This window comes from Nitrospirota bacterium (genome assembly GCA_040757595.1).
Classification (GTDB): Bacteria; Nitrospirota; Nitrospiria; order Nitrospirales; family Nitrospiraceae; genus JBFLWP01.
On sequence record JBFLWP010000006.1, the window covers coordinates 138,857 to 159,421 of the forward strand.

Consider the following 20,565-nt stretch of genomic DNA (forward strand, 5'->3'; position numbering starts at 1 on the left):
GTCCGCGTCCCAACGTGCGGCGAAAGGGCGCTTCCCGGCCCGGCCCGATCGGCCGACGCTGGCAGGCCGTCCGTGTGAAGACGGAGCCGGGCTGGCTGCTCCTGTGGGCCGCCGGCCTTGCGATTCTGGGCTGGGGCTGGTCCGCGGCCTACGAGCGGGCCGAGCCGGTGCTGCACGAATGGCTGGAGATCCGCGAGGTGACGGTGACCGGCATCCGGCAGGTCACGAGGGCGGAAGTGCTGGAGCGGCTGGCCCTCGCGCCGGGCGAGACCCAGTGGTCGGTACGCCCTCAAGTCCTCGCGACGAGGCTGGAGGTGCATCCCTGGATCAAGCGGGCGGTCGTGTCCCGTTCGCTGCCGCACGGGCTCGACGTGGCGATCGTCGAGCGTCAGCCGGCCGCCGTGCTCCGGGCTCCTGGGCTGCGGCTTCTCCTCGACGGGGAGGGTTCCGTGCTGACGGTCCTGTCGCCCGGCGAGGACCCGGGCCTGCCCCTGTTGGTCGGCGTGGAGCCGGAGGGCCTCATGCAGGGGGAGGAGCGGGCCCGCCGCGCCGCGCAGACCGGCATCAAGCTGGCCGGGCTGCTGGAGAACGAGTTCCCGGACCGGCCGGAGGTGGACCTGGGCAACCCGGACAACGCCGTCGCCTACGTCGGGGGGCTCCGGTTCCACTTCGGCCCCTCGCCGTTCGAGGAGAAGTGGGACCGGTACCGGAAAATCACCACCCATTGCACATCCGACCCTTTGCTACGACCCGTTGCCCAACGAGTTGCAACGGGTCTTCCGGAGCAAGGGGCTCCAGGCAATGGGTGCCCGGCCCGGCGTGTGGACCAGGGCGACGACTCGAACCGGAGCAACGAAGTGGACCTGCGCTATCCAGGCAAGGTGATCCTGCGCGAAAGGGGGTAACCAGCGGTGGCCAAACGAGATCATTTCCTGGTGGGGCTGGACATCGGCACGACGAAGATCTGCGCGCTCGTGGCCGAGGTCACGGAGGACAACACACTCGACGTCATCGGGGTCGGGTCGAGCCCGTCCCGGGGGCTGAAGAAGGGCGTGGTGGTGGACATCGAGAGCACCGTCGAGTCCATCAAGAAGGCGGTGGAGGACGCGGAGCTGATGGCCGGGATCGACATCAACTCGGTCTACACCAGCATCGCCGGCAGCCACATCTCCGGCGGCCATTCGCGCGGGGTCGTCACGTTGAACAAGAAGGAGGTCACCCGCGCGGACGTGCAGCGCGCGATCGAGACGGCGCGGGCCGTGGCGGTCGTGGAGCCGGACCGGCGGATCCTGCACGTCATCCCCCGGGAATTCATCGTGGACGACCAGGACGGCATCCGGGAGCCCCTGGGCATGTCCGGAGCCCGGCTGGAAGTGGACGTGCACATCATCACCGGCGCCGTCACGTCGGCCCAGAACCTCGTCAAGAGCGTGAACCGGGCCGGGCTCGACGTCATGGACATCGTGCTCCAGCCGCTGGCTTCCAGCCACGCCGTCCTGAGCGCGGAAGAGCAGGACCTGGGCGTGGCCATGATCGATCTGGGCGGCGGCACGACCGACCTCGCGATCTTCGTGGAGGGGAGCATCCGCCACACGGCGGTGCTCCCGATCGGCGGCCAGCACCTGACCCGGGACATCGCGATGGGGCTGCTCACCTCCCAGACCGAAGCCGAGCGGATCAAGATCAAGCACGGGGCGGCCCTGCTGGACCTAGTGCGCGCGGACGAGACGGTGGAGGTGCCGGCGGTGGGCGACCGCCCCGCGCGGATGGTGCCGCGGCGCGACCTGGCGCAGATCATCCAACTGCGCGTAGAGGAGATGTTCGAGGTCGTGCGCGACGAGATCCGGCGGGCGGGCTACGAGGAGATGCTGGGGGCCGGGGTGGTGATCACGGGCGGCACCTCCATGCTGGCCGGCATGCAGGAGGCGGCGGAGCGGGTCCTCAACCTGCCGGCCCGCCGCGGCGCGCCGCACGGGGTGGAGGGGTTGCGGGACATCGCGGGCACGCCCATGCACGCGACGGCGGTCGGCCTGATCCTCTACGCCCACCGGCACTCGGGCGAGATGGAGACGGCCGGCCTGCGCGGTGGCCGCGGGGTGGGGCGGGTGTTCGGACGGATGCGGGCGTGGATGCTGGAGTTCTTCTAATCGGGCACGGGGTTCGAGGCGAGGGGCGAGAGGTTTGGGGAAAGGAGGGGCGCGATGTTCTCATTCGAAGAGGAAGAGGCGAGACAGCCAGTCTCCATCAAGGTGCTCGGCGTGGGCGGGGCCGGCTGCAACGCGGTGAACACGATGATCACCACGGGGCTCAGCCACGTGGAGTTCATCGCGGCCAACACGGACGTCCAGGCTCTGACCCAGTCGCTGGCCGCGTTCAAGATCCAGTTGGGGCCGGAGCGGACCCGCGGGCTCGGCGCCGGCGCCAAGCCGGAGGTGGGCAAGGAGGCGGCGCTGGAGAGCAAGGACGACATCATGGACAGTCTGAAGGGCGCCGACATGGTGTTCGTCACCGCCGGGATGGGCGGCGGCACCGGGACCGGCGCGGCCCCCGTGGTGGCCAGCCTCGCGCGGGAGTTGGGGATCCTGACGGTCGGGGTCGTGACCAAGCCCTTCAAGTACGAAGGGAACCGGCGGATGAGCCACGCCGAAGACGGGCTCCGCGAGTTGAAGAAGTACGTGGACACGCTGCTCGTGATCCCGAACCAGCGCCTGCTGGAACTCGTGGACAAGAAGATGCCGCTGCGGGAGGCGTTCAAAGTGGCGGACGACGTGCTGCGCCAGGCTATCAAGGGCATCGCGGACGTGATCACGACCGCCGGCCACGTCAACGTGGACTTCGCCGACGTCCGGACCGTGATGACCTACACGGGCCGTGCGGTGATGGGGATGGGCATGGCGCGGGGTGAGAACCGCGCCGTCGAGGCGGCGCAGAAGGCGGTCTCGAGCCCGCTCCTGGAGGACGGGAACGTGGCCGGGGCCAGAGGCGTGCTGCTGAACATCACGGGCGGCCTCAACATGTCGCTGCACGAGGTGGACCAGGCGGCGATGATCATCCGGGACGCGGCCGACCAGGACGCCAACATCATCGTGGGCCAGGTGATCAACGAGGAGATGGGCGAGGACCTCGTGGTGACGGTGATCGCCACGGGATTCGAGCGCGAGGAGCAGCCTCAGAAGCAGCGGCCGCTCCTCGACCGGCAGACGACGGCGCCGGCCCATCAGCAGCCGGCCCTCGCCGGCACGCGCAGTGGGGCCCAGGCCGAAGCGCCGTCCCGGCGCAACCTGGACCGCCCGACGTTTCTCCGGAGGCTCACGGGCCGCCGGGAGGGGCAGGAAAATCTGGGCTTGACCATGGACGAGGAGTGGGACGTCCCGACGTTCCTGAGGAAGCAAGCGGATTGAAACCCGTGACGCGTCACGAGTCACGATGTCGGCTGGTGTGATCACGGTTCCGAGCTTGGCGGACGGGCGGGGGAACGTCCGCCACTTCTTCGGCACCAGGGGCCATCCCCGCGACCTCTCGGCCCCCTTCCGGCCCGTTCCGCGCGCCGTCGTGGCGGTCAAGCAGGTGCATGGGACCGACGCGCTGGTCCTGGACCGGCCTGTCTCGGCCGGCTCGGCCTTTGCCGGCGAATGGGATTCGCTGGTCACGAACCAGCCGGGGGTGCTGCTGACGGTCCGGACGGCCGACTGCGTGCCGGTCCTGATCCACGATCCGGTGCGTGGAGTTGTGGCGGCGGTCCACGCCGGCTGGCGCGGGGCGGTGGCCGGGATCGTCCGGCGCACGATCGGCGTGATGCGGCGGCGGTTCGGGTCCGAGCCGCGCGATCTGTCGGTGGGCATCGGTCCCTCGGTCGGCTCCTGCTGCTATGAGGTGGACGAGCCAGTGCTGCAACCGTTGCGTGCAGACTTTCCCGACTGGCGGGAGGTCGTCCGCGAGACGGGGCCGGGCAAGGCCAGGCTGGACCTGCGCGAGCTCATCCGCCGCCAGGCGCGGGCGCTTGGGGTGGATGGGGTTCGCGTCTCGCTGGCCAACGTCTGCACGGTCTGCCACCCGGACCTCTTCCACTCCTACCGCCGCGAGGGCCGGGTCAACGGGACCATGGTCAGCGGGATCATGCTGACCCCTGCGAGGAAACGATGAATGATGAACGCGGAGCGATGAATGGTGTAAGATTCCCTTCGTCATCCGGTCCTGGTTCTGCATTCATCCTTTTACGTTCCGCGTTCATCGTTGAGTGAATGTGGCGGAGACACTCGATTCGGAGGCCGTCGGCCGGAACGTCAGGACGGTGCTCGAGAACATCCGGCGGTCGGCTCAACGGGCCGGACGACCGCCCGAGTCCGTCCGCCTGGTGGCGGCGACCAAGTCCGTGCCGCCCGAGCCCATTCGCTGGGCGATCGCCGCAGGAGTGGGGATCCTCGGCGAAAACCGGCTGCAGGAGGCGCTCCCCAAGATCGAGGCGCTCGGCTCCGACGGCGTCAGTTGGCATTTTATCGGACGGCTGCAGCGCCGCAAGGTCAAGGCGGTGGTCGGTCTCTTCCGGCTGATCCATTCGGTGGAGAGCCTGGAGCTGGCGGAAGAGATCAACAGGCGGGCCGCGGAGGCGGGGATCGTCCAGCCGGTGTTGCTGGAAGTCAACGTCGGGGGGGAGGCGAGCAAGGGCGGATTCGCCCCGGAGGCCCTGGAAGAAGCGCTGGCCGCCATGGACGGGCTGCCGAGCCTGGCGGTGCAGGGCTTGATGGCGATTCCCCCGCCGTCGCCGGATGCGGAGGGCTCGCGGCTCCACCATCGGAGGCTCCGCGAGCTGGCCCGGTCCCTGGCGGGGGGCCGGTGGCTGCGGGTCCGGCTGGAAGAGATCTCGATGGGGATGTCGCAGGACTATGAAGTCGCGATCGAAGAAGGAGCGACCTACGTCAGGGTCGGGACGGCGATCTTCGGGGCGCGGCCCGATGCGTGACGCGTCTCTCGTGAAGCGTGAAACGTCGCGGGCGACGAGATCCGAGATGAAAAGGATTGCATTTATCGGCGCGGGCCAGATGGCGGAGGCCCTGCTGGCCGGCCTGCTCTCGACCGCCTCGTTCGATCCATCCTGCCTGTGGGCGACCGACACGAGCGCTGAACGCCGCGATCTCGTCAAGCGCCGGTTCGGCATCCGGGTCGGGGCCGACAATCCCGAGGCGGTGACCTGGGCCGACGCCGTCCTGTTGGCGGTCAAGCCGCAGGTGCTGGACGCGGTGCTGGAGGAGATCGCACCGGCCCTCTCGGACCGCCTGGTCATTTCGATCGCGGCGGGCGTGCCGATCGGCCGCATCCACGGGATCGTGGCCGGCCGGGCCGCGACGGGGCCCCGCATCGTGCGGGTGATGCCGAACGCGCCGGCGTTGGTCCGGGAAGGCATGTCGGTGCTGGCCTTCGGCCCCGACGTGACCGACGAGGACGAGCGCATGGCCCGGATGCTGTTCGAAGCCGTCGGGCGCGTGGCGGTGCTGGAGGAACGGTTGTTGGACGCGGTGACGGGCCTGAGCGGGAGCGGCCCGGCCTATGTCTTCACGGCGATCGAGGCGCTGGCGGACGGCGGCGTCAAGGCGGGGCTGCCCCGGTCCGTGGCCGAGCTGCTGGCCGCGCAGACCGTGCTGGGAGCCGCGCGGATGCTCCTGGAGACCGGCGAGCATCCGGCCCGCCTGAAGGACCGGGTGGCCTCGCCCGGCGGGACCACGATCGCGGGGCTGCACGAGCTCGAACGGGGCCGGGTGCGGGCGAGCCTCATCGCCGCGGTGGAGGCCGCCGCGAACCGATCGAAGGAGCTGGGCTCGTCCTGAGCCTGTCGAGGGGGCGCCGATGTTCATCGCCGGCAACGTCTTGGAGGGACTGGCCCGCGTGGCCGACTGGGTGCTGACCATCTACATGTGGGTCATCATCGCCCGGGCCCTCATCTCCTGGGTCAATCCCGACCCCTGGAATCCGATCGTGCGGTTCCTCGAACAGGCCACCGAGCCGGTCCTCGCGCCGATCCGTCGGCTGCTCGGCTGGCGCATGGGCGTTGACCTCTCGCCGGTCGTCGCGATCCTCGTCATCATCTTCTTGCAGTACGCGCTGGTGCAGTCGCTGTTCGAGATGGCGGCCCGCATGCACTAACCGAGAGGCTCACGATGAAGATCACACCGCTCGACATCCAGCAGATGCAGTTCAAGGTGCGGTTCCGCGGCTACTCGCGGCAGGACGTGGATCAGTTTCTGGAGGACGTCGCGCAGACCGTGGAGGGCCTGACCGGAGACAACGCGGCCCTGCGCGAGAAACTCGCGGCGACCGAGGAACAGTTGGCCAGCCTGAAAAAGGCCGAGGTGACGCTGGCCGGCGCGCTGGTGTCCGCCCAGGCCCTCACGGATGACCTGAAGCAGGCCGCCCAGCGCGAGGCCGAGCTCATCATGAAGGAAGCGGAGCTCAAGGCGTCCGAGCTGCTGCGGGAGGCCCGGGCGGAGCTGACCGGGTTGCAGCGGGATCTCTCCGATTTACGCAAGCAGCGTGCGCTGGCGATCGAGCGGCTGCGCGCGACGCTGCGAACCTTCGAGCGGATCCTGGAAGTCGAGGAAGGAGAAGACGAGGCCGTGCATCACGCTGACCGCCGTGAGGCGTGAAGCTCGTGACACGTGACGAGTGACGCGCGAGAGGACCCGCGCGGAGACGCGAGGGGGAGGCGCGGCGGGCGACCCGTCCCCGCGTTTCTGCGCCTCTGCGTCGTCCGTACCCGTCACCTGTCACCCGTCACGCGTCACTCCTCGCAATGATTCAGCCCGACCCGATCAGCCGCGCGATGGAGGCCGCGGTGGAGGAGGGAGTCTTCCCCGGGGCGGTCCTGGCCGTCCGGCTGCGGGGCTCTCTCCTGATCCACCGGGCCTTCGGCCGGGCAGCGCTCGTTCCGAAAGAAGAGCCGGCCCGGCTCGACACCATCTACGACCTCGCCTCCCTGACCAAGCCCCTCGCGACCGCCACTGCAACGCTCTGTCTGGTCCAGAGCGGACGACTGGATCCGGACGACCAGGTCGGGCACCTGATCGAGGAGCTGAAGGAGAAACCGGTCGGAGCCGCAACCGTCCTGCATCTCCTGAGTCACTGCTCCGGGCTTCCCGCCTGGCGGCCGTTCTACGAGCGGGTCTCGGAACGGGATCACCGCGAATCGGGGTTCCTGGGCAGTTCGGCGGCCAGGGGACTGGTCCTAAGCCTCATCGGGGACGAACCCCTTGAGAGCCCGATCGGGGAGCGGGCCCGCTACAGCGATCTGGGCTTCATCCTGCTGGGGCTAATCGTCGAGCGGCTGGCCGGCTGCTCGCTGGCGCGTTTCGTGACGGAGCGGGTATACCGACCGGTCGGCGCGGAGCTGTTTTTCGTGGAGCAGGGAACCCATCCGGTGGATCCGGCGCGCATCGCGCCCACCGAGCAGGACCCCTGGCGGGGGCGCCTGATCCGCGGGGAGGTCCACGACGAGAACGCCTATGCGCTGGGCGGAGTCGCGGGACACAGCGGCCTGTTCGGGACCGCCGAGGCGGTGCTCGATATCTCCGGCTGCTGGCTGAACGGCTACCTGGAACGGGATTCCCCGCTTCAACCGGCGTTGGTCCGCCGCTTCGCCAGCCGGCAGGCCCACCCGGCCCGGTCAAGCTGGGGGCTGGGCTGGGACACGCCCTCCGCTCCCTCCTCCTCCGGCACCAAGTTCTCGCCCAGCTCCTTTGGCCACTTGGGCTATACCGGAACCTCGCTCTGGGTCGATCCGGAGCGGGAGCTGGAGGTGGTGCTGCTGACGAACCGGGTGCATCCGACCAGGCAGAACGAGGCGATCCGGGCCTTCCGCCCGAAGATTCACGACATCATCTATCAAGAGTTGATCGCGGAAAACTGATGGCAGGCGGTCTAAGGCGCGGGTCCTGTCACGGCGAGCATCCCCGCCGTCCTCGCTGCATCCATCCCCCCGTGGGGGGTACTTGGTGTCTGGTATTGCGTGGGTTGCTGTACACCCGTGATATCATCGCATGGCTCTTCACCCCTTCCGCTGCGGGCGACGGGGTCCTGCTCGCCACACCACCCGCTCAGCGCACAACCGTTCCGGGCTTAAAAAATGGGGTGACAACGGGGACCGACCGCTTGTCAGCCGGTCCCCGTTGCTCGGATCGGGCTGTACATGCGAGAGCGGCTATGACATTCCGGCCATATGCTGTGGAGGGCGTTGACATGTGATTAAATACGCGCAAAAATTCCATCCAAGCTCGCAGTCTGTTCAAGCGTACTATGCCGGTCGGTATACTCAGCACTTGAGTGGCGCAAATCGAGAATACACGATGCATCTGAACCCGAAGCGAATGAGTGGCTCTTGGGACGACGGCTATACCCTCGACCTCCACATCTGCAGCAGCGAGTTTGTCGGCTACAACGAGTACGGCCACCCTCAGTTTGAAAGCACTCGGACAGAACTCGGCGAGATGCTCTACAGACTCAAGTACAAAGGCGATCAGTCTGTTATAGTGCCGATCGCACAGGCCGCATGTGACTTCGTCCGCAAGTGGAATCTGGACATTGATGTGATCGTTCCCACTCCGCCCAGCAAAACTCGATCGGTTCAGCCGCTATTCCAGATCGCCGACGAACTCGGAAAGCTTCTGAGTCGTCCGGTGGACAAGACAAGTGTACAGAAGTCCAAAGCGACACCAGAACTCAAGAACGTCGATTATGCGAAACGTCTTGCTCTGGTTGGGGGAGCACATTCCATCCAGGGCGATGCCTTGCAAGGTCGGCGCATTCTGCTTCTTGATGATCTCTATCAGACTGGTGCTACACTCAATGCAATCGCACGTCTTCTAAAGGAAGCAGGGGGTGCCACTGCAGTCTTTGCATTGGCGCTGACTCGGGCTCGGAGTTGACCATGGAAGCGGTTTTCCTCGGTGGGTCGCGTCGGATCGCTCACCTAAACGAGAGCATTCGGTCAAAGCTTGATGAATTCCTTAATCGTGGCCTATGGATATTCGTCGGCGATGCGAATGGCGCCGATCGCGCGCTCCAACAGCACCTGGCGGATCGAGGGTACGAACGAGTCGTGGTTTATGCAGTCACAGGAATGCTTCGCAACAATGTTGGGCATTGGAAGGTCTGCTCCGTGGATGCACCAAGGGGAGCCCGTGGCTTTGATCTCTATTCCGTAAAAGACGCGCAGATGGCCAACGATGCTTCTTATGGCTTCATGCTTTGGGATGGGAAAAGCCGTGGAACACTGGCTAACGTCCGCAGTCTGTTGACGCGGGGGAAACCAGTGACGGTACATCTTGGACCGGCGCACCGCCTCATCAGCCTGAGGTCGCCAGACGATCTCCGCAAGCTAGGTATAGCATCAACGGCAGACGTGGGCGGTCAGCAAGACCTCTTCTTCGGTGCTGCCGCTGCCCAAAAAGCCGCTGCATTTGACGGTCGCGGGTCTTTGCATTCCAGTCGGCCTCAGCTAAAGAAACGACGTACAGCTAACACGCGCAGCCGCAGCTGAGCGGCAGGCCGTTTCGCGTCTGGATAGTCAGTCCTTGTTTTCTTTTCGGCCAGGTAGCGGCAGCCCCTGACTCAAACGTTAGGCTGAAGGTGGGTCGGTTTACGATTCACAACGCGTTTCCAGACAGAGGGTTCAAGCCATGAAGCTCAACTATTATCCCGACACGGATTCGCTGTACATTGACCTTTCCGAGCGGCCGAGTGTCGAGAGCCGGGAGATTTCTGAAGGTGTCGTTCTGGATTACGATGCCGGGGACAATCTCGTGGGGATCGACATCGACAATGCGAGCCGAAAGGTCGAGTTGAAACAGCTTACGCTCAGCAAGCTGCCGCTGATTGTGCAGACTATTTCCGCCTAACTTGACACTGCGTGTCGCCCCTGCAATCGGGGCATCACTCGTCCGGGTAGTCGGTCCAGGTTTCCTTTTCGGCCAGGTACCGCTTGCCTTTGAAGTTGGGACGGGTCCGCATCCGCCGGAACCCCAGGTCGCGCAGCTTGTCCACCACGCTCTTGACCGCCGCACCGATCGTAGGCTGCGTCTGCCCCTCGACCGTCAGGGCCTCGTACATGACCTTCGCGGCGTAGCCCTGGGCGACCCGGTTCACGAGGACGGACCGGTTGAAATAGCGGTCGCTGGGGTCGGTGCCCTCGATCTGGTGCCGCTCGATCAGCCCTTCTTTCTTCAAGGTCAGCGGAAGGGAACTCACCGGTGCCTCCGTGCCAGGTCCACGAGTGTTAGTCGCCTGAAAGCGGAGGGATTATAGTCGGCCTGCCGGCCGAGTTCAACCATCGGATGGAGGGGCCCGTTGTTGACAAGCCGCGGGGCGCTTTCTATATTCTGTTTGCTCAGTGCGACACCCGGAGCGGGAACCGGCTTCCCGCGCAACCTCATGAACATCCCCAACAGCCTGACTATCCTCCGCATCCTCCTGATCCCCGTGTTCGTCGGCTTCCTGATCTACGAGCGCTACGGCTCTGCGCTGGCGGTCCTCCTCCTTGCGGGGCTCACCGACAGTCTGGACGGGACGATCGCGCGGGTGGCGAACCAACGGACCAAGCTGGGCGCCTACCTGGATCCTCTGGCCGACAAGCTCCTGCTGACCACCGGGTTCATGACGCTCGCGGTGCTGCACCTCGTCCCCTCATGGATCGCGATCCTGGTCGTGAGCCGGGACATGATCCTGATGACGGGCACGCTGCTGGCCCGGCTCACCGAATCGCGGGTGGACATCTCCCCCACCGTGCTGGGCAAGGGCACCACCCTCTTCCAGCTTTCCTACCTCGTTCTGGTGGTCCTGCTCACTTCCCGCCGCATGGACCTGGCCCTGATCCAGCCGGTGCTCTACCTGATGGTGGCGCTCACGGTGCTCTCCGGCTTCCATTATCTGTACCGCGGCTACATGCACGTCAGCGCCGGAGAAGCCTGACGCGATCCGCGGGTTAAGTTGACAACCTCCCCCCCCTCCAGTAGACTTCGCCAGTGCTCCCGATAACGCCTAACCTCCTGGAACTACGTAGAAAATAGCTCTCAGTGCTCAACCGTCAGCGGTCAGCATCGTCGGGAAACAGGTTGGACTGTTGAGATTGTTGCCGCACGGACCAGCCGCAAGGCGTCTCAGCCCTCGCCGTTCTCAGCCGGAAACTGACGGCTGATCGCGGGGCGCTTACCGTTCGAGGTTGTTGGTGGCCACGTTTGCCTACGTCGGCAGGACCAGGCAGGGGACGGTCAAGAAGGGGGAAGTGACCGCCAGGACCCGCGACGACGCCGTCGCGCAGTTGCGCGGGCAGAACGTCGTCGTCACCAGCATCCAGGAAAAGGCGGCCAAGGCGGGCGGGCTCGCGAACCTGAGCTTCGGCGGCGGAGTAACCGACAAGGACATCGTCGTCTTCACCCGCCAGTTCGCCACGATGGTCAACTCCGGCCTGCCGCTCCTCCAGTGCCTGGAGATCCTCTCGACCCAGTCCGAGAACAAGAACTTCGGCAAGACCATCGGGGAAGTCCGCGTGGACGTGGAGAGCGGGTCCACGCTGGCCGACGCGATGAAGAAGCATCCCAAGGTCTTCGACGAGCTCTACGTGAACATGGTCCACGCCGGCGAGGTCGGCGGTCTGCTGGACACGATCCTGGGCCGCTTGGCCATCCACATCGAGAAGGCCATGAAGCTCAAGAGCCGGATCAAGTCGGCGATGATCTATCCGGCCGCCATCCTGGGCGTGGCCGTGATCGTGATCGCCGTGCTGATGGTCTACGTGATCCCGATCTTCGCGAAGATGTTCGCGGAGATGTCCGGAGGCAAGGCGGGCCTGCCCGGCCCCACCCAGTTGGTCATCGACATGAGCAACTTCATGCAGTCCAACTTCCTCTACATGACGGTCGCGGCCGGGGCGATGGCGTACGGGATCAAGCGCTACTACCAGACTCCGAAGGGCCGGCGGGCGATGGACAAGCTGTTCCTCAAGCTCCCGGTCGTCGGGGATCTGATCCGCAAGGCGGCGGTCGCGCAGTTCACCAGGACCCTGGGCACGCTGATCACGAGCGGGGTGCCGATCCTGGAGGGGCTGTCGATCACGGCCAAGACGGCGGGCAACAAGATCGTCGAGGAAGTGATCCTCGGAGCGCGGCAGAGCATCAGCGAGGGGAAAACAGTCGCCGATCCCCTGTCCAAGAGCGACGTCTTCCCGAAGATGGTCACCCACATGATCTCGGTGGGCGAATCGACCGGCGCGCTGGACGCGATGCTGGGCAAGATCGCCGACTTCTACGAGGAAGAAGTGGACGCGGCCGTGGCCGCCCTGACCTCGCTCCTGGAGCCGATGATGATGGTGTTCCTCGGCGTCGTGATCGGGTTCATCGTGATCGCGATGTACCTGCCGATCTTCAAGATGGCCTCGGCCGTCGGCTGAGAAACGCCATCAGGCGTGAAGGGTGAAGCGTGAAGCGTCCGAACGAGATACGCTTCACGAGATACGAGGCGCGCTGGCGATGGACACCTTGAGGCGCAAGCTCCACTGGCTGATGGGCCTGCGCGTCGTCGTCGTGACGCTGCTGCTCGGGCTCTCGCTCGCCTTCCAGGTGGTCAAGGGCGAGCTCGTCCTCAGTTTCTACGCCCTGATCGTCTTCACCTACGCGATCACGATCGCCTATGCGGTCACGCTCCGGTACCTCTCGGAACCGGCCGCCCTCATCCAGTTTGCGTCCTTCCAGCTCGGCATGGACCTTCTGCTGGAGACCTTCTTGGTCGCGCGGACCGGCGGGATCGAGAGTCCCTTTTCGGTGCTGTACGTGATCACGGTCACGCTGTCCGGCTTGATCTTCCGACGTCGGGGCGTGCTGGTCACGGCCGGGGTCTCCGTGATCCTGTTCGGGCTGGTCACCAACATCCAACTCTACGGGCTGCTGGACGCCGAGGGCTGGCTGCCCCACAGCCGCCTCTCGGTCGCGGAGACCTTTCATACCTTCAGCCTCCACGGTCTGGCCCTGGTCGCCATCGGGCTGTTGAGCGGCGCGCTGGCCGAGCAGTTGCGTCGGGCGGACCAGTCGTTGATCGAGAAGGAGCAGGGGCTGAGCCAACTGCGGGCGTTCCACCAGAACATCGTGGAGAGCATCAGCAGCGGGGTGTTCACGACTGACGCGGCCGGCCGCATCACGTCCTTCAACCGTGCGGCGCAGGAGGCCACCGGCTACCTCTTGCCGGACGTGCTGGGGCGGCCCTGGTGGGAAGTCTTCAACTGGCAGCAGCGCGACCTGTTCGCGGAGGACCCGGGGGCGCTGGGCGAACCCTACCGGTTCGAGGCCGAGGGGAAGAAGGCGGACGGCAGCCATCTGGTGCTCGGCATGACGCTCGCGCCGCTGACCGAGGGGGGCGTGCGCACCGGCCTGGTCGGGGTCTTCAAGGATCTGACCCAGATCCGCGAGCTGGAAGAGGAGATGCGACGCAAGGAGTGGCTGGCGACGCTCGGCGAGATGTCGGCCGGCATGGCGCACGAGATCCGCAACCCGCTGGCGGCGCTCGCCGGCGCGATGCAGATGCTCCGTCGCGACGTGAATCTGGACGAGACCAACGCGCGCCTGATGGACATCGCCGTTCGCGAGGCCACCCGCCTGGACTCGATCATCACCGAGTTCCTGCTCTATGCCCGGCCGCCGGCGCTGAACCTGAAGGAGTGCGACCTCAACGAGGTGCTCGCCGAGACGCTGGACTTGATCCGGCACGAGGCCGAGTCCCGGAAGGACATCGCGCTGGCGACGAAGCCCGCGCCCGGACGGCTGCTCGCGCAGGTGGATGCGGATCAGGTCAAGCAGGTGTTCTGGAACCTGGCGACGAACGCGTTCGAGGCGATGCCCGGGGGCGGCCAGTTGGCGATCTCGACCGGCCGCCGGCGGGTGAAGACGGGCGGGCGCAGCGGCGACGTGGTCGAGGTCACGTTCCAGGACACGGGCGAGGGGATCAAGAAGGAGGCCCTGGACAAGATCTTCCTGCCGTTCTTCACGACCAAGAAGGGTGGGTCGGGGCTGGGGCTGGCGGCGGTGCATCGCATCGTGGATCTGCACGGCGGGTGGATTCGCGTGGAAAGTCAGGTGGGCAAGGGATCGCGCTTCGTGGTCTGCCTGCCCGTGGCCGCCGAGGCCGGTCCGCGCCTCTGGCGCGAAGGCCGTGAACCATGGAGTCGGGAGCCGTGGAAAAGATCCTGATCGTTGACGACGAGCAGAGCATGCGCGACGTCCTGAGCATCATGCTCAAGCGGGCCGGGTACGGGGTGACGGTGGCGGCCGACGGCGAGGAGGCGATCGCCCAGCTCGACAAGGAGATCTTCGACCTCGTGATCACCGACCTGAAGATGCCCAAGGTGGGCGGCATGGAGGTGCTCAAGGCGGTCAAGGAGGCCTCGCCCGACACGGTGGTGCTGGTCATCACGGCCTTCGCGTCCACCGAGACCGCGGTCGAGGCCATGAAGCGCGGGGCCTACGACTACCTCTCCAAGCCGTTCCAAATCGACGAGGTCCAGCTCATCATCCGCAACGCCTTGGAGAAGCGCCGGCTCTCCACGGAGAACATGCTGCTCAAGCGGGAGATGGCCAGCCAGTCCTCGTTCGCCCAGATCGTCGGGCAGAGCGAGGCGATGCAGAAGGTCTTCGATCTGGTGCGCAAGGTCGCCGACAGCAAGAGCAACGTGCTGATCTGCGGGGAGAGCGGCACCGGGAAGGAGCTGGTCGCCCGCGCCATCCACTACAACAGCTCGCGCAGCCGCATGCCGTTCGTCACCGTGAACTGCAGCGCGTTGCCGGAGCCGTTGCTGGAAAGCGAGCTGTTCGGGCACATGAAGGGGGCGTTCACGGGCGCGGTCTCGAACAAGGCCGGTCTGTTCGAGGTGGCCAACGGCGGAACCATCTTCCTGGATGAGATCGGCGAGACCACGCCGGCCACGCAGGTCAAGCTCCTGCGCGTGATCCAGGAGCGGGAGTTCCGGCGGGTCGGCGGCACCAAGGACGTCAAGGTGGACGTGCGGATCATCGCCGCGACGAACCGGGACCTGGAGAAAGCCGTGGCCGAGGGCGCCTTCCGCGAGGACCTCTACTATCGTCTGGACGTCATCCCGATCCACCTGCCCCCGCTCCGCATGCGGAGCGGGGACATCCCGCTGCTGGTCGGGCATTTTCTCGATCGGTTTGCGCGAACCAGCGGCAAACCGGTGCCGTCGGTGACGCAGGAGGCGATGCGTCTGTTGATCGATCACGAGTGGCGGGGCAACGTGCGCGAGCTGGAGAACCTGATCGAGCGGGTCGTGGCCCTGTCCGCAGGGCCGCAGATCACGGAGCAGGACATCGGGATCTGGCTGCACAGGCCGATCGCGCAGGCCCAGAACAGTCCGACCGATCTGCCGCCGGACGGCCTGGATCTGGAGGAGCTCATCAGCCGGATCGAAAAGGAGCTGCTCCTCAAGGCGCTGGAGCGGGCCAAGTGGGTCAAGAAGAAGGCGGCCCGGCTGCTGCACCTGAACACCCGCTCGTTCCGCTACCGGCTGGAGAAGTACGCGATCAAAGGCGGACGGGATTGAGAAGCGTGAAGCGTGGAGAAAGAAACCGCCTTACGAACGACGCTTCACGAGCGACGAGATACAAAGAGCGGGTGACGGATGAGGAATGACGAAATACAGGTCCGGACGCCGGCCAAGGTCAATCTGATCCTGCGGGTCCTGGACCGCCGGCCGGACGGCTACCACAACCTCTGGTCGCTGATGCAGACGGTCGCGCTGGAGGACGAGTTGTGCATCCGGCTGGACCGGAGCTCGGCCGGCCTGAGGGTGGCCTGCGACGATCCGGCCATCCCGACGGACGGCCGCAACCTGGTGTCTCGGGCGGCTCTCGCGGTGCTGGAGCGGGCGGGACTGACCGGAGGCCGGGCCGTCGGGCTCGAGATGCGGATCGGCAAGCGGATCCCTTCGGGCGGCGGCTTGGGCGGGGGCAGCAGCGACGCCGCCGCGACGATCGTCGGGCTGAACCTCCTCCTCGGGCTCGGCTGGTCCGTGAAGGAGATGGCGGACCTCAGCCAGGCCGTCGGCAGCGACGTGCCCTTCTTTTTCTTCGCGCCGAGCGCGCTGGTGCGGGGCCGGGGCGAGGAGGTGACGCCGGTCGTCCTGACCGGCGAACGGTGGATCGTGCTGGTGAACCCCGGCTTTCCGATCGAGACCGGCTGGGCCTATGGCCGCCTGGCGGGAGCGCGCACAGGCGTCCGGCCCCTGTCCGACCGGCTGACCGGTCTGATCGCGCAACCCTCGCTGTCGTGGGAAGAGGTCATTCCCTTGATGGAGAACGACTTCGAGGAGCCGCTTGCCCCCGCGCATCCGGCCCTGAGCGAGCTCAAGCGGGAGTTGCTCGGCCAGGGGGCGCAGGCGGCGCTCCTGTCGGGCAGCGGGGCCACGGTCTTCGGGGTGTTCGGGGACGAGCCGTCTGCGGCCCGGGCTTGCCGGCTCGTCGGACGGGTCGGCGGTCGGCGTGCCTATGTGGCCCGGACCGGCGGCGTGGTCTCGCCGATCGTCAGCGGGCAGCCACCCCTCCCTTTGACAGGGACCGGCTGGCCGGTCTCTCTCCCTCCATCCGTCGGTTGACAGCCTGCGGTTTTTTCCGATAGAGTACCCGCTCCCGTTGCAACCGTCCACGTAAGAGGGGCCGGCCGAGAGCAGGTCTACAGACCTGCCTGCGCGGCCTGGTGGAGGGGCGTATGCGCAAAGAACTGAAGCTGTTCACCGGCAACTCGAACCCCGCGCTGGCCAAGGAGATTTGCAACCATTTGGGGATCCCCCTGGGGGAGGCGACCGTGGCCTCCTTCAGCGACGGAGAAATCCGGGTCAAGATCGAGGAGAACGTCCGCGGCTCGGACGTGTTCCTGCTGCAGTCCTGCTGCCCGCCGGTGAACACGTCGATCATGGAGCTGCTCATCATGATCGACGCGCTGAAGCGGTCCTCCGCCTACCGGATCACGGCGGTCATTCCCTATTTCGGGTACGCCCGGCAGGACCGGAAAGACCAGCCGCGGGTGCCCATTACGGCCAAGCTCATGGCGGACCTGATCACGACCGCGGGAGCCGACCGCGTGTTGACGATGGATCTGCATGCGGGGCAAATCCAGGGGTTCTTCAACATTCCGGTGGACCATCTGTACGCGACGCCGGTGCTGCTCGATTACATCCAGAGGAAGGGATCGGGGGACCTGGTCGTGGTCTCCCCGGACGCCGGCGGGGTGGAGCGGGCGCGGGCCTTCGCCAAGCGCCTCCAGGCCCAACTGGCGATCATCGACAAGCGGCGGGAGGGGCCGAACAACGCCCAGGTCATGAACATCATCGGCGACGTGGAGGGGCGCAGCGCCCTGCTGCTGGACGACATGATCGACACGGCGGGCACGATCGTGCAAGGGGCGCAGGCCTGCGCGGAGAAGGGCGCGCGCATGGTCTGGGCCGGCTGCACGCACCCGGTCCTCTCCGGGCCGGCGCTCGAGCGGCTGCAGTCGTCCTGTTTGACCGAGGTGGTCGTGACCAACACGATCCCGTTGAACGGCAAAGAGCTCCAGTGCCCCAAGCTGCGGGTCCTCTCGGTGGCGCCGCTGCTGGGCGAGGCGATCACCAGGATCCACGAGGAAGAATCGGTCAGTTCACTGTTCGCGTAAAACAGCGGCTCGCGAACGGCTGATGGCTGTCGGCTGTTTGCTGCGAGCTGCATGGGGGAACCATGAAGTTCGAGATGTCTGCGGAGGTGAGGGAGAAGGCCGGCAAGGGGGCCGCGCGGCAGCTCCGGCGGAGCGGCAAGGTCCCGGCCGTGCTCTACGGGGAGGGGGAGTGCCTCCTGCTGACCATCGACCCGGAAGAGGTGGTCAAGATCCTCCGGGCCCACGTCGGCACCACGGCGCTCATCACGTTGAACGTGGCGGGCGGGGCCAAGCGGAACCGGACCGCGCTGCTGCGCGACTATCAGGTCGATCCGGTGACGGGGGAGCTGCTCCACCTGGACCTGTTCGAGATTTCGATGAACAAGGTGATCCGGGTCAAGGTGCCGGTCAACGTGATCGGCGACACCCCGGCCGGGGTCAAGGAAGGCGGGGTGCTCCACCACAATCTCCGCGAGCTGCACGTGGAGTGCCTGCCGTCGGCGCTGCCGGACTCCGTCCAGGTGGATGCGTCGAGCCTGGCCATCGGGCAGGGGATTCACATCCGGGAGATCGCCCGCATCGAGGGCGTCCGGTTCCTGGACGATCCCGACCAGATGGTGGTCAGCGTGGCGGCGCCGATCTCCGAGGCCAAGCTGGAGGCCCTCTTGACCAGCGGCGCGGTGGCCGAGGGCAAGGAGCCGGAGGTCATCGGGAAGGGGAAGGAAGAAGTTGTGGAGGGGGCTGAGCAGGCGGCCCCTGCCGCCGAGGCCAAGGCGGGCGAGAAGGCCGAGAAGAAGGAGCCGGCGGCCGCCGCCAAGCCCGAGAAGAAAGAGGCCAAGGAAGAGAAGAAGAAGTAGCCTTGCGTCTGGTAGTGGGGCTCGGCAATCCCGGCGAGCGGTACGTTCGAACGCGCCACAACGTCGGCCGCCGGGTGCTGGAGCGGGCCGCAGGCCGCTGGTCGGTCCGGCTCAGGCCGAACGGCCCGGCTCACCGCGGAGCCGGCCAGATCGGACCTCCCGAGGCCAGGACGGACGTCACGCTGGCCGTTCCCCTCACCTGGATGAACGACTCCGGCTCGGCCGTCAAGGCCCTGCTGGCTGATCTGGGACTCCCGCCCGAGCAGCTCCTCGTCGTGCACGACGATCTGGACCTTCCCGTGGGCCGTCTCCGCATCAGACCGCGGGGCGGAGCCGGCGGTCACAACGGCGTCCTCTCGATCATCGAAGCCTTGGGAACCGACGCCTTCTGCCGGTTGAAGGTCGGCATCGGGCGACCGGCCCCGGGCCTGGACCCGGCCGACTACGTGCTCTTGCCGTTCACGCCGAACGAGCTCGCCGTGATCGAGCCGGCGGAGGAGCAGGCCGTGGATGCGCTGCAGTGCTGGGTGACCGAGGGCGTGGACGCGGCGATGAACCGGTTCAACGTGCGGAATCAACAGGAGGGTGAGGAGTGACGGGCGATCTGTGATGAGTGAGAAAGGCAAGCCTCTGTTCCACCCATCACGCGTCACTCGTCACCCATCACGGTGACGATGGCCCTCTGCTGCGGCATGATCGGGCTTCCGAACGTCGGCAAGACCACCGTGTTCAACGCGCTGGTCGGCGCCGGCGCGGTCGCGGCCAACTATCCCTTCTCCACCGTGGACACCAACGTGGGGATCGCGTCGGTCCCCGACCCGCGCCTGAACAAGCTGGTCGAGATCTTCCGTTCCAAGAAGAAGACGCCGAGCACGCTGGAGGTGCGGGACATCGCCGGGCTCGTGGAGGGGGCCAGCAAGGGTGAAGGGCTCGGCAACCAGTTTCTCGCCCAGATCCGCGAGGTGGACGCCCTGCTGCACGTCGTCCGCTGTTTCCAGGACGAGGACGTCGTTCACGTCTCGGGCGGGGTGAACCCTCTGCGGGACATCGAGGCGATCGAAACGGAGCTCATGCTGGCCGATCTGGAGACCCTGGATCGCCGCAAGCAGCGGGTCGAGAAGAAGGCGAAGTCCGGCGACGCCCCTGCGGGGAAGGAGCTGGTCTTTCTCCAGAAGCTGATCGAGCTCTTGAACAAAGGCGAGTGGCTGGGCGGCCAGACGTTCTCGGCCGAGGAACGGGTGATCCTCAACGAATGCCAGTTGCTCTCGGCCAAGCCCGTGCTGTTCGTGGCCAACGTGGCGGAGAAGACGCAGGAGCACGATCCGTTGGTCCAGGTCGTGCGCGAGCAGGCGGGGAAGAAGGGGGCGCGGCTCGTGACGATCTGCGGGCAACTGGAGGCGGAGCTTTCCACCCTGCCGGAGTCCGAGCGGGAGGAGTATCTCAAGGGACTGGGGCTCGAAGAATCGGGGCTGGTCCGCTTGACCAGGGAGGCCTACCGGCTGCTCTCGCTCATCACCTTCTTCACGGCCGGCGAGACGGAGTCGAGGGCCTGGCCGATCCGGGAGGGGACGAAGGCCGCCCAGGCGGCGGGCAAGATCCATTCGGACATGGAGCGGGGCTTCATCCGCGCCGAGGTCTACCATTACGACGACCTGATCGCCTGCGGGTCGGAGGCGAAGGTGAAGGAGAAGGGGCTGTTCCGGCTCGAAGGACGGGATTACGTCGTCAAAGAAGGCGACATCGTCTACTTCCGCTTCAACGTCTAGCAGGCTGCTGAAAACGATCCCCCAACTTCGTTCTCGGTCGCCTGTCTCCCTGCGGCCTCGTTGGCTGGCCGTTTTGAGCAGCCCGTAAAGGATTGTACCCCGAGGATCTTCGGTTTGACACGGCGTTTCGGGCTGTGGTAGGGTCCAACGCTTTGCATCGCCTTCGGCGATGCTGATCCCTCGCTCCGGACCAGGTTCCGGGGCCCATTATGGTCCAGGAGGAGAACCGCATGTCGCTCTACGAGTCTATCTTCATCGTCCGTCCGTCGCTCACC

Annotated in this window: 22 protein-coding genes; 21 read left to right on the forward strand and 1 reads right to left on the reverse strand. The window is 66.3% G+C overall.

The window, feature by feature from the left end; translation table 11 throughout:
• Positions 1-14 precede the first annotated feature (14 nt).
• The 12 genes from AB1411_07870 to AB1411_07925 all read left to right on the forward strand — a co-directional run bounded on the left by AB1411_07870 (position 15) and on the right by AB1411_07925 (position 9,884).
• A complete protein-coding gene (locus AB1411_07870) occupies positions 15-905 on the forward strand; it encodes an FtsQ-type POTRA domain-containing protein (protein MEW6543513.1) in 891 nt (296 codons plus the stop codon).
• Positions 906-911: 6 nt separating this feature from the next.
• A complete protein-coding gene (gene ftsA / locus AB1411_07875; GenBank protein MEW6543514.1) occupies positions 912-2,147 on the forward strand; it encodes a cell division protein FtsA in 1,236 nt (411 codons plus the stop codon).
• A gap of 54 nt (positions 2,148-2,201) precedes the next feature.
• Positions 2,202-3,401 (forward strand): cell division protein FtsZ, encoded by a 1,200-nt coding sequence (ftsZ, locus tag AB1411_07880; protein MEW6543515.1) that lies wholly within the window; start codon positions 2,202-2,204, stop codon positions 3,399-3,401.
• A gap of 25 nt (positions 3,402-3,426) precedes the next feature.
• Positions 3,427-4,143, forward strand: coding sequence for a peptidoglycan editing factor PgeF (gene pgeF, locus AB1411_07885; GenBank protein ID MEW6543516.1), 717 nt, complete (start codon positions 3,427-3,429; stop codon positions 4,141-4,143).
• A 100-nt stretch (positions 4,144-4,243) separates the two neighbouring features.
• Positions 4,244-4,960 carry a YggS family pyridoxal phosphate-dependent enzyme gene (locus tag AB1411_07890; protein ID MEW6543517.1) on the forward strand — a complete coding sequence of 239 codons (717 nt, stop codon included), beginning with the start codon at positions 4,244-4,246 and terminating at the stop codon, positions 4,958-4,960.
• 46 nt (positions 4,961-5,006) lie between these two features.
• Positions 5,007-5,822, forward strand: coding sequence for a pyrroline-5-carboxylate reductase (gene proC / locus AB1411_07895; protein MEW6543518.1), 816 nt, complete (start codon positions 5,007-5,009; stop codon positions 5,820-5,822).
• Positions 5,823-5,841: 19 nt separating this feature from the next.
• Positions 5,842-6,138: a YggT family protein gene (locus AB1411_07900; GenBank protein MEW6543519.1), complete on the forward strand. Its 297-nt coding sequence runs from the start codon at positions 5,842-5,844 to the stop codon at positions 6,136-6,138.
• A gap of 14 nt (positions 6,139-6,152) precedes the next feature.
• Positions 6,153-6,638, forward strand: coding sequence for a DivIVA domain-containing protein (locus AB1411_07905; GenBank protein MEW6543520.1), 486 nt, complete (start codon positions 6,153-6,155; stop codon positions 6,636-6,638).
• A 146-nt stretch (positions 6,639-6,784) separates the two neighbouring features.
• The gene (locus tag AB1411_07910; protein ID MEW6543521.1) at positions 6,785-7,897 is read left to right on the forward strand and encodes a serine hydrolase domain-containing protein; all 1,113 of its coding nucleotides are present in this window, start codon (positions 6,785-6,787) and stop codon (positions 7,895-7,897) included.
• A 331-nt stretch (positions 7,898-8,228) separates the two neighbouring features.
• Positions 8,229-8,912, forward strand: coding sequence for a phosphoribosyltransferase family protein (locus AB1411_07915; protein ID MEW6543522.1), 684 nt, complete (start codon positions 8,229-8,231; stop codon positions 8,910-8,912).
• Positions 8,913-8,914: 2 nt separating this feature from the next.
• Positions 8,915-9,526 (forward strand): hypothetical protein, encoded by a 612-nt coding sequence (locus AB1411_07920; protein ID MEW6543523.1) that lies wholly within the window; start codon positions 8,915-8,917, stop codon positions 9,524-9,526.
• Positions 9,527-9,665: 139 nt separating this feature from the next.
• On the forward strand, positions 9,666-9,884 hold the full coding sequence (locus AB1411_07925; GenBank protein MEW6543524.1) for a DUF2283 domain-containing protein: 219 nt from the start codon (positions 9,666-9,668) through the stop codon (positions 9,882-9,884).
• Positions 9,885-9,918: 34 nt separating this feature from the next.
• Here the strand turns inward: AB1411_07925 and AB1411_07930 are convergent, their stop codons facing one another.
• Entirely contained in the window at positions 9,919-10,233 is a 315-nt protein-coding gene (locus tag AB1411_07930; GenBank protein ID MEW6543525.1) for a hypothetical protein, read from the reverse strand.
• A gap of 183 nt (positions 10,234-10,416) precedes the next feature.
• Here AB1411_07930 and AB1411_07935 point away from each other — a divergent pair, with 183 nt between their 5' ends.
• The 9 genes from AB1411_07935 to ychF all read left to right on the forward strand — a co-directional run bounded on the left by AB1411_07935 (position 10,417) and on the right by ychF (position 20,290).
• Positions 10,417-10,953: a CDP-alcohol phosphatidyltransferase family protein gene (locus tag AB1411_07935; protein MEW6543526.1), complete on the forward strand. Its 537-nt coding sequence runs from the start codon at positions 10,417-10,419 to the stop codon at positions 10,951-10,953.
• 256 nt (positions 10,954-11,209) lie between these two features.
• Entirely contained in the window at positions 11,210-12,430 is a 1,221-nt protein-coding gene (locus tag AB1411_07940; protein ID MEW6543527.1) for a type II secretion system F family protein, read from the forward strand.
• A gap of 79 nt (positions 12,431-12,509) precedes the next feature.
• A complete protein-coding gene (locus AB1411_07945) occupies positions 12,510-14,219 on the forward strand; it encodes an ATP-binding protein (protein MEW6543528.1) in 1,710 nt (569 codons plus the stop codon).
• The gene (locus AB1411_07950) at positions 14,204-15,583 is read left to right on the forward strand and encodes a sigma-54 dependent transcriptional regulator (GenBank protein ID MEW6543529.1); all 1,380 of its coding nucleotides are present in this window, start codon (positions 14,204-14,206) and stop codon (positions 15,581-15,583) included. The genes AB1411_07945 and AB1411_07950 overlap by 16 nt, the downstream gene beginning before the upstream one ends.
• 78 nt (positions 15,584-15,661) lie before the next feature.
• Positions 15,662-16,633 (forward strand): 4-(cytidine 5'-diphospho)-2-C-methyl-D-erythritol kinase, encoded by a 972-nt coding sequence (gene ispE / locus AB1411_07955; protein ID MEW6543530.1) that lies wholly within the window; start codon positions 15,662-15,664, stop codon positions 16,631-16,633.
• A 113-nt stretch (positions 16,634-16,746) separates the two neighbouring features.
• A complete protein-coding gene (locus AB1411_07960; GenBank protein ID MEW6543531.1) occupies positions 16,747-17,688 on the forward strand; it encodes a ribose-phosphate pyrophosphokinase in 942 nt (313 codons plus the stop codon).
• Positions 17,689-17,750: 62 nt separating this feature from the next.
• A complete protein-coding gene (locus AB1411_07965; GenBank protein ID MEW6543532.1) occupies positions 17,751-18,524 on the forward strand; it encodes a 50S ribosomal protein L25 in 774 nt (257 codons plus the stop codon).
• A 2-nt stretch (positions 18,525-18,526) separates the two neighbouring features.
• Positions 18,527-19,120: an aminoacyl-tRNA hydrolase gene (pth, locus tag AB1411_07970; protein ID MEW6543533.1), complete on the forward strand. Its 594-nt coding sequence runs from the start codon at positions 18,527-18,529 to the stop codon at positions 19,118-19,120.
• A 78-nt stretch (positions 19,121-19,198) separates the two neighbouring features.
• Positions 19,199-20,290, forward strand: a complete 1,092-nt coding sequence (gene ychF / locus AB1411_07975; GenBank protein MEW6543534.1) for a redox-regulated ATPase YchF — start codon at positions 19,199-19,201, stop codon at positions 20,288-20,290.
• Positions 20,291-20,565: the final 275 nt, after the last annotated feature.